The following is a 12,893-nucleotide window of genomic DNA, read 5'->3' on the forward strand; positions in this document are numbered from 1 at the left end:
TCTAGGATCAGTCTGTAAGACACAGTTTGAAATAGTCACCCGGTTGAATAGCCCGGTGCCGCACCTTATATACCCCGCAGTACGCTACATCTTAAGCATGAGGAGATTTTAACAACCATGATGCGCATTCTGCTGTTTTTGGCCACTAACCTGGCGGTCGTGCTGATTGCCAGCATTACCCTGAGCCTTTTCGGCTTCAACGGGATCATGGCGGCCAACAAGGTTGATCTCGACCTTACTCAGCTGCTGATCTTCTGTGCCGTCTTTGGTTTCGCCGGTTCGCTGTTCTCGCTGTTCATCTCCAAGTGGATGGCGAAGATGAGCACCAGCACCCAAATCATCAGCCAGCCACGCACTCGTCACGAGCAATGGCTGCTGCAGACCGTTGAACAACTGTCCCGTGAAGCCGGGATCAAGATGCCCGAGGTCGGTATTTTCCCGGCTTACGAGGCCAACGCCTTTGCCACCGGCTGGAACAAGAACGACGCGCTGGTTGCGGTCAGCCAGGGCTTGCTGGAACGTTTTTCGCCGGATGAAGTTAAAGCCGTGCTGGCCCATGAAATCGGGCACGTCGCCAACGGTGACATGGTCACCCTGGCGTTGATCCAGGGCGTGGTGAACACCTTCGTGATGTTCTTCGCCCGTATCATCGGCAACTTTGTCGATAAGGTGATTTTCAAGAACGAAGAAGGCCAGGGCATTGCCTATTACATCGCGACCATCTTCGCCGAGCTGGTCCTGGGCATCCTCGCCAGCTCCATCGTCATGTGGTTCTCGCGCAAACGCGAGTTCCGTGCCGACGAAGCCGGCGCCCGTCTGGCCGGTACCAGCGCGATGATTGGCGCCCTGCAGCGCCTGCGCTCGGAACAGGGCTTGCCGGTGCACATGCCCGACACCTTGAACGCCTTCGGCATCAACGGTGGTCTCAAGCAAGGCCTGGCTCGGATGTTCATGAGCCACCCACCGCTGGAAGAGCGTATTGAAGCACTGCGTCGTCGCGGCTGATAGCGACACCAGTAACACCCAAAAGGGCGACGCGAGTCGCCCTTTTGCATGGTCGCGATAAAACCAGGCTCAGGCCTTGTCCAGCAACCGGTAGACCCGTTCGTCCAGGCGCGTGACCCCACCCTTTAGAAACTTCCAGCTCTCGCCCAGAATGTCCCGCTCCACTTCGACCTCAAGCTGCCAACGCGCGCCCAGCAAGTGCCTGACCTCTTCGTCGAGCACGGCAAAGGGCGGTCCTTCGATGAGCGCCTGATCGTAATCCATGGTGATCAGCAAGCCACGCGCGCCATGGGGCAGTACGCGATTCAACAGCGCTGCGTACTGGCCGCGCATCTCTGGCGGCAAGGCGATCAACGCCGCCCGGTCATACAAAGCCGTGCAATCGGCGACGTCCTCGGCGGCCAGGGCGAAGATATCGCCGCACCAGAGCTGGATCGCGCCCTTCTGATAGACCTTGAAACGCCCGTGCCGAGTAACGGTGGGCGTCAGTTGCTGTTCACTGAAGAAGTCCTGGATGGCCTTTTCCGACAACTCGATGCCCAGCACCTCGTGCCCCAGGCCGGCGAGCCACTTGAGGTCCAGACTTTTGCCACACAACGGCACCAGCACCCGCGCCCCTGGGGTGAGCCCCAAGTGCGGCCAGAACTGCTGGAGATAGGGATTGACCTCTGATAGATGAAAGCCGATCTGATCGCGCTCCCAGCGTTTTTGCCAAAATTCCGGCTCCATGAATCACCCTGAAAATTCGATCAAAAAGCACTAAAACTTATATTAGATTTAGATTGATGATCTGATTGAAGATGGCCCTATCTTAACCCCCCAGGATCCCCTCCATGCTCCCCAGCCTGTTTATCTCTCATGGTTCACCCATGCTCGCCCTGGAGCCCGGGGCCAGCGGTCCGGCATTGGCGCGACTGGCTGCGCAACTGCCGAAACCCAAGGCAATCGTGATGGTTTCCGCGCACTGGGAAAGCCAAGACCTGCGGGTCAGCGCCAACCCGCATCCGGAGACCTGGCACGACTTCGGCGGCTTCCCCGCCGCCCTGTTCGCCGTGCAGTACCCGGCCCCGGGTGATCCGGCCCTGGCGGCCCAGGTGGTAGAGCTGCTCAAGGCCGATGGCTTGCCCGCACAGCTCGACAGCAAGCGCCCCCTTGACCACGGCGTATGGGTACCGTTGTCGCTGATGTACCCCGCAGCGGACATTCCCGTGGTCCAGGTCTCGCTACCAAGCCGCCTCGGCCCTGATCTGCAGACCCATGTCGGGCATGCATTGGCCAGCCTGCGCGAGCAGGGAGTGTTGCTGATCGGCTCCGGCAGCATCACCCACAACCTGGGTGAGCTCGACTGGCACGCCGGGCCGGAAAGCATCGAGCCCTGGGCCAAGGCCTTTCGTGACTGGATGATCGACAAGCTGGCAGCAAACGATGAGGCCGCCTTGCATGATTACCGGCGCCAGGCGCCGAATGCGGTGCGCAGCCACCCCAGTGATGAACACCTGCTGCCGCTGTATTTCGCCCGTGGTGCCGGCGGCGAATTCAGCATCGTCCACCAAGGCTTCACCCTGGGTGCATTGGGTATGGATATCTATCGCTTTGCCTAGGCGCCTCACTGGCCTGCCTGCCGCCAGGCGATAAACGCCAGGCAAAAAAAATCCCCGAACCAGTCGGGGATTTTTTATGTTCGATCAATCAGCCCGAGAGCGGATCAATCTTCGCGATAGCGACGCAGCTTCAGCTGCTTACCGGCAACGCGAGTGTCCTTCAGCTTGGTCAGCAACTTCTCCAGACCATCTTCCGGCAGCTCCACCAGGGAGAAGCTGTCACGCACCTGGATGCGACCGATCGCTTCACGAGCCAGGCCGCCTTCGTTGAGGATGGCGCCCAGCAGGTTCTTGGCAGCGATACCATCACGCGCGCCCAGCGCGGTACGGCAGCGAGCACGGCCTTCAGCCAGCGGGATCGGAGCACGACGCTCGCGGTCACCACGGTCTGGACGGTCGCCAGTGCGCTCAGGACGATCGCCACGCGGTGCGTTGTTCGGCACCAGTGGACGCTCTTTCTCGATGGCTGCCAGGGTCAGAGCCTGACCGTTGGTAGCTTTGCGCAGCAGAGCAGCAGCCAGAGCACGTGGCGTGCAGCCGATATCAGCGGTCAGGCGATCCAGCAGATCACCGTGGGTCGATTCAGCATCGGCCACCAGCGGCGACAGGCTGTTGGTCAGCTTCTTGATACGCGCGTCGAGCACCGCTTGGGCGTCCGGCAGGCGAACTTCAGCAACCTTCTGACCGGTTACACGCTCGATCACTTGCAGCATGCGGCGCTCACGTGGAGTCACCAGCAGCAGCGCACGACCTTCGCGACCGGCACGGCCGGTACGGCCGATACGGTGCACGTAGGATTCCGGGTCGTACGGCATGTCCACGTTGAATACGTGGGTGATGCGCGGTACGTCCAGGCCTCGAGCAGCAACGTCGGTCGCCACAACGATGTCCAGACGGCCATCCTTGAGGGAGTCGATCACGCGCTCACGCTGGTTCTGGGCAATGTCACCGTTCAGCGCAGCGGCTTTGTAGCCTTTGGCTTCCAGGGCACTGGCCAGATCCAGGGTCGCTTGCTTGGTGCGCACGAACATGATCAGGGCGTCGAAGTCTTCCACTTCCAGCAGGCTCAATACAGCCGAGGTCTTCTGGTCAGCGTGAACCAACAGGTGAGCCTGTTCGATCGCGGTAACGGTCTGAGTCTTGGTCTGGATCTTCACGTGTTGCGGATCGCGCAGGTGGCGTTCGGCAATGGCACGGATCGACTGTGGCAGGGTGGCCGAGAACAGTACGGTCTGACGGGTTGCTGGCAAGGCCTTGAAGATAACTTCCAGGTCGTCCATGAAGCCCAGTTTGAGCATTTCGTCAGCTTCGTCGAGAACCAGGTGGTTCACGGTAGCCAGGACTTTTTCGTCACGACGCAGGTGGTCGCACAGACGGCCCGGAGTGGCGACAACGATCTGTGCGCCATTACGGATTGCTTTCAGTTGTGGGCCCATAGGCGCGCCGCCGTAAACGGCCACAACGGTAACGCCCGGCATTTGCTTGGCGTAGGTTTCGAAAGCGGTTGCAACTTGCAGCGCCAACTCACGGGTTGGAGCCAGGATCAGGGCTTGCGGTTCGCGCTTAGCAGGATCGATGCGGTGCAGGATCGGCAGGGCGAACGCAGCGGTTTTACCCGTACCGGTTTGCGCCTGACCAATCATGTCGTGACCGGCCATGATGATCGGGATCGATTGATGCTGGATAGCCGAAGGCTCCTCGTAGCCAGTCGCGATGACGGCTGCAAGAATATTCGGATTAAGATTAAAAGCGGCGAAGCCGCCGGTTTCCTGGGTCATGGGTCTGCCTCTAAGTGCATCCGCAAAGACCCATGCTCCAAAGCTGCGCATGCCGTGTAAGACTCAAGAGTCGCCCTGGCAGCTTTGTCGGCGGGGATTTGCGAAAACGATTGAATGAAAGAATCGTCAAGGATAGTCCGCGCAGCGGACAAGCAGCCGAAGCTGACTTCGGGGAATTGCAATACCTAAACGTGGCCCGGTTAAAGGCCGGCGCGCACTATACCGGAATTACTCAAAAAAGGGAGATTTTTTTATCGGAAAACCCCGCTGTATGCCTGTGCGCCGTGGGCTTTGCGGATCATCCGCCAACGGTCTATTTTGCAAAGGCCCGGCCCCGCTGGCCACGGAGCTTAAACGGTTCATCTTTCAGGCTGGTACCGTCGGTCCGAGACGCCCCTTCCCCCCCTAGGATATGCCCATGAATCAGCCCAGCAGCAGTCGCGTCAGCCGTGAACAGCGTGGTCATCTGTTTCTGATCGGCCTGGACCGGGTCGCCAAGCGCAACGCCTTTGATCTCGAGCTGCTCAACCAGTTGAGCCTGGCTTATGGCGAATTCGAGGCGAGCAGCGAGGCCCGGGTAGCGGTGGTCTTTGCCCATGGCGAGCACTTTACCGCCGGGCTGGACCTGGCCAATGTCGGCGCGGCACTGGCTGAAGGCTGGCAGGCCCCGGCCGGCGGTTGTGATCCCTGGGGGGTGTTTGCCGGCCCCCGGGTCAGCAAACCGGTGATTGTCGCGGCGCAGGGCTACTGCCTGACCATCGGCATCGAATTGATGCTGGCGGCCGATATCAACCTGTGCGCCAGCAATACCCGGTTTGCCCAACTGGAAGTGCAGCGGGGGATTTTTCCTTTTGGCGGCGCCACCCTGCGTCTGCATCAGATCGCCGGCTGGGGCAACGCCATGCGCTGGTTGCTGACCGGCGACGAATTCGATGCCCACGACGCCTTGCGCCTGGGCCTGGTGCAAGAGGTGATGGCCAGTGAGGATTTGCTGCCGCGCGCGATGCTGCTGGCCGAGCGGATTGCCCGGCAGGCGCCGCTGGGGGTCCAGGCCACCTTGATGTCTGCCCGCCAGGCGCGCCTGGAAGGTGAAACCGCAGCAGCCCTGGGTTTGCCGCCGCTGGTGAAGAAACTCCTGAACAGCGAGGACGCCAAGGAGGGCGTGCGGGCAATGGTCGAAAAACGCCCAGGCGTATTCAAGGGTCTGTAACCGCTGCCGAGGAACGAGGCTGCGCTGGCCCTAACCCGCCGGCGCACATACCGGCCTACTGCGACGGCGGGCCATCAGGTCGCTGGACGGATGGCCTTGATCAGCGATTGCAATGAGTAGCCCAGGCGCGGGGCCAGGGCTTCGGCGCGGGCAGACAGGGCGCCACTGTCCAGTTCCTGGTCGAGGTCTGCGGGCACGATCAGAATCACGTTGCCCTCCTTCACCGGCAACTCCCAGTAATGCCGATGATAAAGCCCACGCAACAGCGCCGCGCCCAAGGGCTTGCCATCATCGGTGGCCCACTGGTTGATCACCAGCCAGCCACCCGGGTTGAGGCGCTTCTGGCAGTTTTCCAGGAAACCCCAGGCCAGGTGCCCGACACCCGGGCCGACATCGGTATAAAGGTCGACGAAGATCAGGTCTGCGGGTTCGGCAGTCTCCAGCAGTTCCAGGGCATCGCCGACGCGAATGTACAGCCGTGGATCATCGTCCAGCCCCAGGTATTCGATGGCCAGGCGTGGCACATCGGGACGCAGTTCGATGGCTTCGACGTCTTCCAGGGGCAGAAACTTCAGGCAGGCCTGAGTCAGAGTCCCGGCGCCGAGGCCGAGAAACAGCGCGCTTTCCGGGTGCTCATGGCACAAGGCACCGATCAACATGGCGCGGGTGTAGTCGTACTCGAGCCAGCTCGGATCGGCAGTGAACACGCAGCTCTGCTCGATGGCGTCGCCAAACTCGAGAAAGCGGTAATCGGCCACTTCCAGCACCCGGATCATGCCGAACTCATCGTGCACTTCGGCGAGCAGGTGCTCGACGCGCTCCTCAGTCATCTCATCTCCTAGGCGCAATGGGGCTCAAGCTCGCCATTGCAATCAACCAACCACTCGGCGCCGAGCGGGAAAGGCGCGATTGTCGGCCAAGCGACGGGAACAGGTCACGCACTAATTGCTGATAACATGCGCCTCCCACCGAAGAACACTTGAGTGCGTGATGAGCCAACCCTGGAGTCCCGACAGCTGGCGTGCCTTGCCGATCCAGCAACAACCCCACTACCCCGATGCAGCCCATTTGCTGCAGGTCGAGCAATCCCTGGCCAGCTATCCGCCGCTGGTGTTTGCCGGTGAAGCCCGGGAGTTGCGACGCCAGTTTGCCGAGGTGACCCAGGGTCGCGCATTCCTCCTGCAAGGCGGCGATTGCGCCGAGAGCTTCGCCGAGTTCTCTGCCGCGAAGATCCGCGACACCTTCAAGGTGCTGCTGCAGATGGCGATCGTCATGACCTTCGCCGCCGGCTGCCCGGTGGTCAAAGTCGGGCGCATGGCCGGTCAGTTCGCCAAGCCGCGCTCGGCCAACGACGAAACCATCAACGGCGTTACCCTGCCGGCCTACCGGGGCGATATCGTCAACGGCATCGGTTTCGACATGAAAAGCCGCGTCCCGGACCCGGACCGCCTATTGCAGTCCTACCACCAGTCCACCGCGACCCTGAACCTGCTGCGCGCGTTCGCCCAAGGCGGCTTTGCCGACTTGCACCAGGTGCACAAGTGGAACCTGGACTTCATCGCCAACTCGGCCCTGGCCGAGAAGTACAGTCACCTGGCCGACCGGATCGATGAAACCCTGGCCTTTATGCGCGCCTGCGGTATGGACAGCTCGCCACAACTGCGCGAGACCAGCTTCTTCACCGCCCATGAGGCCCTGCTGCTGAACTACGAAGAAGCCTTTGTGCGGCGCGACAGCCTGACCAACGACTATTACGACTGCTCGGCGCACATGCTGTGGATCGGCGACCGCACCCGCCAGCTGGACGGCGCCCACGTCGAATTCCTGCGCGGGGTGAACAACCCGATCGGGGTCAAGGTCGGCCCAAGCATGAACACCGACGAGTTGATTCGCCTGATCGATATCCTCAACCCGGATAACGATCCCGGTCGCCTCAACCTGATCGTGCGCATGGGCGCGAACAAGGTCGGCGATCACCTGCCCCAACTGATCCGCGCGGTGGAAGGCGAAGGCAAGCAGGTGCTGTGGAGCTCCGACCCGATGCACGGCAATACCATCAAGGCCAGCAGCGGTTACAAGACCCGCGACTTCGCGCAGATCCTCAACGAGGTGAAGCAGTTCTTCCAAGTACACGAAGCCGAAGGCAGCTACGCCGGCGGCATCCACATCGAGATGACCGGGCAAAACGTCACTGAATGCATCGGTGGCGCGCGTCCTATCACCGAGGATGGCCTGTCGGACCGCTATCACACCCACTGCGACCCGCGGATGAACGCCGATCAATCCCTGGAGCTGGCGTTCCTGATTGCCGAGACCTTGAAACAGGTCAAGCGCTGAGCAAGCCGGGCGCGCTCGTGGCGAGATAAGCCCGCGAGCGTGCCCCGCAGCCCTAGAGAAAACCCCGCAATCGCTGGGCACTGGCCCTTGGGCAATTGAGCTGGACCTGCTCCAGCCCCAGCCACTGCGCCATTTGGCGTAAATTGGCTGCCAGCGCCATCATCCCCTGTTCATCCAGCCCCTGCGGTTCTTCATGCACGGCATGCACTGCCAGGCGCCCCAATGCCCGCTCAGCCCGCAGGTCGACCCGCGCGGCGATCCGCTCGTCATGCAGGAACGGCAGCACGTAGTAGCCATAAATCCGTTTGTGTTGCGGGGTATAGATCTCCAACCGGTAGCGAAAATCAAACAGGCGCTCGGTTCGGCTGCGCTCCCAAACCAGTGAATCAAAGGGCGAGAGCAAGGCGCTGGCCTCGACCTTGCGCGGCACTTTAGGCGCGGGCAGGCAATAGGCCGCTTGCCGCCAGCCCTCGACCTCGCAGCGTTGCACCTCACCGGCCTCAAGCAACTGGGCCAGGCGTACCGGACCGTCCGCAGGGCTCAGCCGGAAGTAATCACGCAGGTCTTTTTCCGTGGCGACTCCGAGTGCACCAATCGCATGCAACAGCAAGCCGCGCTGGGCCTTTGCCTCGTCGAGCAAGGGCTGCTGCAGGATGGCGGCGGGCAGTACCCGCTCCGGCAGGTCGTACAGCCGCTCGAAACCACGACGCCCGGCCACCGTCACTTCGCCGGCAGCGAACAGCCACTCCAGCGCGTGCTTCTCGGCACTCCAGTCCCACCAGGGGCCGGCGCGCTCCTGCCGAGTCGACAGGCTGCCCGCCCCCAGCGCGCCCTGCTCCTCGACACAGGCCAGCACCCGGCGAATGGTCGCCTGTTGCTCCTGGCCAAAACGCGCCAATTGCCCATAGATACCTTGCCCCTGGCTGGCGCGCTGCATCCGCCAGCGCAGCAAGGGGTACATGGCCAACGGCAGCAGCGAGGCCTCATGCCCCCAGTATTCGAACAACCGACGTTGGTGGCCCTGGCTCCAGGCCGCTTGATCGAGCAGTTGCGGGGAGTAATTGCCCAGGCGCGAGAACAACGGCAGGTAGTGCGAGCGCACCAGGGCGTTGACCGAATCAATCTGCAGCAGGCCCAGGCGCCCGATCATCCGATTGACCTGGGCCGAACTGATCGCAGCGGTCGAGGGCCGCACGCCAAAGCCTTGAGCAGCCAAGGCCAGGCGTCGGGCCTGCTTGATGGAAAACGACTGTTGGGCGGGCATGGGCATCTCCTTGTCTGCCCGCAAACTACCTCAGCCGCCAGCCGCTTGTGTAGCCGTTTATTTGGACATCGGGTCATCCCAGAAGGGCCTGCTGATTTCACGCTCGACGTCTGCGCGGCTCAAGCCAATGTCCTTGAGCGCTTCGTCGCTCATGCTCGCCAACTCGACCCGCTCACGGTTGCGCTGATGCCAGCGGGCGACTGTTTGCAGCACCGTCCGCCAGGAAAGACCGTGAAACGAAAACTTCTGCGCCAGCACATAACCTTTTTGACCTTTCATCATCTTGCCCTCCAGTGGGGATGACTAAAGTCTCGCCGCGCAGCTAAGATCAATCCAACGAATGTTTCTTATGCAATACATCTCGGAGATTGATGAATTGTCCAGCTACCCCAGCATCGACACCGAAGTCCTGCGTACCTTCGTCGCCATTGCCGATCAGGGCGGCTTTACCCGGGCCGGTGAGCTGGTCAATCGCACCCAATCTGCCGTCAGCATGCAAATGAAGCGCCTGGAGGAAGACGTGCTGCAGCGCCAGCTATTCCAGCGCGACGGGCGCCAGGTCAAGCTCACCGCCGAAGGGCAGGTGCTGCTGGGCTACGCGCGACGGATCCTGAAACTGCACAGTGAAGTGTTCAATACCCTGCGCGAACCCCACATGGTCGGCACCGTGCGCATCGGCACGCCGGATGACTATGTCATGCGGTTTCTGCCGGGAATTCTGTCGCGCTTCGCCCAGGCTTACCCGCTGATCCAGATCGAAGTCCACTGCGAATCGTCCAAGCAACTGTTGCAACGCCAGGATCTGGACCTGTCCATCGTCACCCGCGAGCCGGGCAGCGAGATCGGTCAGCTGTTGCGCAAGGAGCGCTTCGTCTGGGCCGAGGCGCAGTGCTTCAACCCTCATGAACAAACGCCCATGCCCCTGGCCATGTTCAACAGTGACTGTTTCTGCCGGCTGTGGGCCTGCAATGCGCTGGACGCCGCAGGGCGTGATTATCGGATTGCCTACAACAGCTCCAGCCTGTCGGCGATCATGGCGGTGGTCAGCGCCGGCCTGGCGGTCACCGCTCAGCTCGAAAGCCTGATCACCTCGGACATGCGCATTCTCGGCGCCGCGCAAAACCTGCCGCAGTTGCCCGAGGCCAGCATCATGCTGCTGCGCAACCTGAACACGCCCTCACCCATCACCGAGTGCCTGGCCGAGCATATCGTCGACGGTTTTAAACTTTGAAGCCGAGCATCACCGCACACAGCACCAGAAACCCGCAGAACAATCCGCGCAACAGGCGCTCCGGCATCGAGTGCGCAATCTTCACGCCCCAACTGATGCTCATCAAGCCACCCAGGGCCAGGGGCAGGCCGATCATCCAATCCACTTCATGGTGCACGCCATAGGTCACCAGGGTGACCCCGGTACTGGGCAGCGCCAGCGCCAGCGACAAACCCTGGGCAACCACCTGGCTGGTGCCGAACACGCTGGTCAGTATCGGCGTGGCAACCACCGCGCCGCCGACCCCGAACAGCCCGCCCATGGTGCCCGAGGCCGCGCCCAGCACGCCCAGCCAGGGCCAGGAATAACGCATCTGCGCCGATGCCGGGGTATTGCCGACAAACATCCGCAGCAGGTTGTAGCAAGAGAGCGCCACCAGGAATGCGACAAACCCGATGCGCATGATCTGCGCATCAATGCCAACCGCCCAGATCGAGCCGATCCAGGCAAAACAGAAGCCCATGCTCGCCAGTGGCAAGGCGTGCCGCAGCTCAATGCGATTGCGCTGGTGATAACGCCACACAGCCAGCATCACATTGGGCACCACCATCACCAGGGCAGTGCCTTGGGCGATTTGCTGATCCAGGCCGAACCACACGCCCAACACCGGAATCGCGATCAAGCCACCACCGATGCCAAACAGCCCACCCATGGTGCCCAAGGCCACACCTAGCAGCAGATACATCACTAGATCAATCACGGTGCATTTCCCCTCACGTCAGAGGCTGCATGCTACGCAGTCGGCGCTGGTACGGAAACGCACAGCAACGCACAATGGCTGTGCCAACTCCGCACAAGCACATCGAAAATGAACCCCAAAGCCCTGACCGAGCAGCTCGGACTGTTCATTGACGTCCTGGAAACCGGCAGTTTTTCCGCCGCGGCCCGGCGCCATCCCCTGACGCCCTCGGCGGTGGCCCGGCGCATCGATAGCCTGGAAAGTGCCATCGGCAGCAAGCTTTTCATGCGCACCACCCACGCCGTGGTCGCGACTGCGGCGGGCCTGGCCTTTGCTGAACGCGCACGACGGATAGTCGCCGAACTGCAATTGGCCCGAGCCGAAGCGGTGTCCCTGAGCCACGCCCCCGAAGGGCTGATCCGGGTCGACGCTCCGGCCGCCTTCGGCCGACGCCACTTGGCGCCGGCAATCGCCGACTTCCTCGGCGTCTACCCAGGGCTGGATGTGCAGTTGCACCTGATCGACAGCTTCGTCGATATGCAGGGCTCGAACCTGGGTAAGGTCGACCTGGTGCTGCGCGCCGGGCATATGGTCGATACCCGGCTGGTGGCCACGCCGCTGGCCAGCATTGTGCGCATTGCCTGCGCCAGCCCGGCCTACCTGAAAAACCGCGGGACGCCGGCCCATCCCAACGAACTCGGTGAACACGACGGACTCGACTGGGAGGGGCTGGCTCCACTCTTCGCCTGGCGTTTCGAGCAGGATGGGCAGATGCACAGTCATCGCCCGCAGCGCATCCGCATGAGCGCCAACAACGCCGAAGCATTGCTCTCGGGGGCGCTGGCCGGCCTGGGCATCGCCCACCTGCCCACCTGGCTGGCCAGTGAATACCTGCTGCGCGGCGAGCTGCTACCGCTGTTTTGCCAGCATGGCCTGCCCCCGGCGGAAACCTCCGGCATCTATGCCCTGCGCCTGGAGCAGCACAGCAACGCCCGTAGCCGCCTGCTGCTGGAATACTTGAAGGCGCGCTTCAGCCCGGTTCCACCCTGGGACCTGGCCCTGCAAAGCAAGATGGGCTGAAGCCTTGGACCCAGCGCCCTTGCACAATTATCTGGCGCATTAAAGATTCGCCCGCTAGATTCAAAACCTGTACTGATCAAGGCCTCACCATGACCACCAAAGGCTCCCTCCCCGACTCTTGCGACGAACTGCGGCTGGATAATCAGCTGTGCTTCGCCTTGCACTCCACCTCGCTGCTGATGACCAAGGTCTACAAGCCCCTGCTGCAAGCACTGGGGCTGACCTACCCCCAATACCTGGCGATGATGGTGCTGTGGGAGCATGACGGCCTGACCGTTGGCGAGATCAGCACTCACTTGCTGACCGACCCGGGCTCCCTGACCCCGCTGCTCAAGCGCCTCGAAGCCGAAGGCCTGCTCAGCCGTACCCGCAGCCGAGAGGATGAACGGGTGGTGATCGTTGAACTGACCGCGCAAGGCCGCGCCCTGCGCGACAAGGCTCGCGAAATACCGCACTGCATCCTGGCGGCCAGCGGCCAGACGGTGGAGCAACTGCAAAAATTGCAGGCCGACCTGCTGGCGTTGCGCGGCCATCTGCAACACAGCCTCTAGCCCTTCCTGCCTGCACGCCGCGTCGACATAGCCGCCCCCACATGACCTGCTGGCGGGCGGAAAGTCTCGCCAACCACCTCCGAATATTAAAATTCTCTAAAATCAACTAGATAAGACA

General features: G+C 61.9%; 13 protein-coding genes. 7 read left to right on the forward strand and 6 right to left on the reverse strand.

Going from position 1 to position 12,893, the window contains the following annotated elements; genetic code table 11:
• The first annotated feature begins 117 nt into the window (after positions 1–117).
• Positions 118–1,005 (forward strand): protease HtpX, encoded by an 888-nt coding sequence (gene htpX, locus MF4836_RS13085; RefSeq protein ID WP_020299702.1) that lies wholly within the window; start codon positions 118–120, stop codon positions 1,003–1,005.
• Between the two features lie 69 nt (positions 1,006–1,074).
• Here htpX and MF4836_RS13090 read toward each other — a convergent pair whose 3' ends face one another.
• Positions 1,075–1,734, reverse strand: coding sequence for a thiopurine S-methyltransferase (locus tag MF4836_RS13090; protein ID WP_078470658.1), 660 nt, complete (start codon positions 1,732–1,734; stop codon positions 1,075–1,077).
• 104 nt (positions 1,735–1,838) lie between these two features.
• Between MF4836_RS13090 and MF4836_RS13095 the strand changes: the two genes are divergently transcribed.
• A complete protein-coding gene (locus tag MF4836_RS13095) occupies positions 1,839–2,606 on the forward strand; it encodes a DODA-type extradiol aromatic ring-opening family dioxygenase (protein ID WP_078470659.1) in 768 nt (255 codons plus the stop codon).
• 104 nt (positions 2,607–2,710) lie between these two features.
• On the opposite strand, the gene MF4836_RS13100 is transcribed toward MF4836_RS13095, so the two are convergent.
• Entirely contained in the window at positions 2,711–4,384 is a 1,674-nt protein-coding gene (locus MF4836_RS13100; RefSeq protein WP_020299699.1) for a DEAD/DEAH box helicase, read from the reverse strand.
• A 418-nt stretch (positions 4,385–4,802) separates the two neighbouring features.
• Here MF4836_RS13100 and MF4836_RS13110 point away from each other — a divergent pair, with 418 nt between their 5' ends.
• A complete protein-coding gene (locus MF4836_RS13110; RefSeq protein ID WP_078470660.1) occupies positions 4,803–5,594 on the forward strand; it encodes a crotonase/enoyl-CoA hydratase family protein in 792 nt (263 codons plus the stop codon).
• 74 nt (positions 5,595–5,668) lie between these two features.
• On the opposite strand, the gene MF4836_RS13115 is transcribed toward MF4836_RS13110, so the two are convergent.
• Complete coding sequence (locus MF4836_RS13115) at positions 5,669–6,424, reverse strand: spermidine synthase (protein WP_078470661.1); 756 nt, start codon at positions 6,422–6,424, stop codon at positions 5,669–5,671.
• Positions 6,425–6,584: 160 nt separating this feature from the next.
• On the opposite strand from MF4836_RS13115, the gene MF4836_RS13120 reads away from it, so the two are divergent.
• Positions 6,585–7,931, forward strand: a complete 1,347-nt coding sequence (locus tag MF4836_RS13120) for a class II 3-deoxy-7-phosphoheptulonate synthase (RefSeq protein ID WP_078470662.1) — start codon at positions 6,585–6,587, stop codon at positions 7,929–7,931.
• Positions 7,932–7,983: 52 nt separating this feature from the next.
• Here the strand turns inward: MF4836_RS13120 and MF4836_RS13125 are convergent, their stop codons facing one another.
• Positions 7,984–9,195, reverse strand: a complete 1,212-nt coding sequence (locus MF4836_RS13125) for a winged helix-turn-helix domain-containing protein (protein ID WP_078470663.1) — start codon at positions 9,193–9,195, stop codon at positions 7,984–7,986.
• 57 nt (positions 9,196–9,252) lie between these two features.
• Complete coding sequence (locus MF4836_RS13130; protein ID WP_078470935.1) at positions 9,253–9,474, reverse strand: DUF1127 domain-containing protein; 222 nt, start codon at positions 9,472–9,474, stop codon at positions 9,253–9,255.
• 97 nt (positions 9,475–9,571) lie between these two features.
• Between MF4836_RS13130 and MF4836_RS13135 the strand changes: the two genes are divergently transcribed.
• Positions 9,572–10,426, forward strand: a complete 855-nt coding sequence (locus MF4836_RS13135; protein WP_178102948.1) for a LysR substrate-binding domain-containing protein — start codon at positions 9,572–9,574, stop codon at positions 10,424–10,426.
• Here the strand turns inward: MF4836_RS13135 and MF4836_RS13140 are convergent.
• Complete coding sequence (locus MF4836_RS13140) at positions 10,416–11,165, reverse strand: sulfite exporter TauE/SafE family protein (protein WP_078470665.1); 750 nt, start codon at positions 11,163–11,165, stop codon at positions 10,416–10,418. The genes MF4836_RS13135 and MF4836_RS13140 overlap by 11 nt on opposite strands.
• Before the next feature lie 108 nt (positions 11,166–11,273).
• On the opposite strand from MF4836_RS13140, the gene MF4836_RS13145 reads away from it, so the two are divergent.
• Positions 11,274–12,224, forward strand: coding sequence for a LysR family transcriptional regulator (locus tag MF4836_RS13145; RefSeq protein ID WP_078470666.1), 951 nt, complete (start codon positions 11,274–11,276; stop codon positions 12,222–12,224).
• Between the two features lie 89 nt (positions 12,225–12,313).
• Positions 12,314–12,775 (forward strand): MarR family winged helix-turn-helix transcriptional regulator, encoded by a 462-nt coding sequence (locus MF4836_RS13150; protein ID WP_078470667.1) that lies wholly within the window; start codon positions 12,314–12,316, stop codon positions 12,773–12,775.
• The last annotated feature ends 118 nt before the right edge of the window (positions 12,776–12,893 follow it).

Source organism: Pseudomonas sp. MF4836 (assembly GCF_002018875.1).
Classification (GTDB): Bacteria; Pseudomonadota; Gammaproteobacteria; order Pseudomonadales; family Pseudomonadaceae; genus Aquipseudomonas.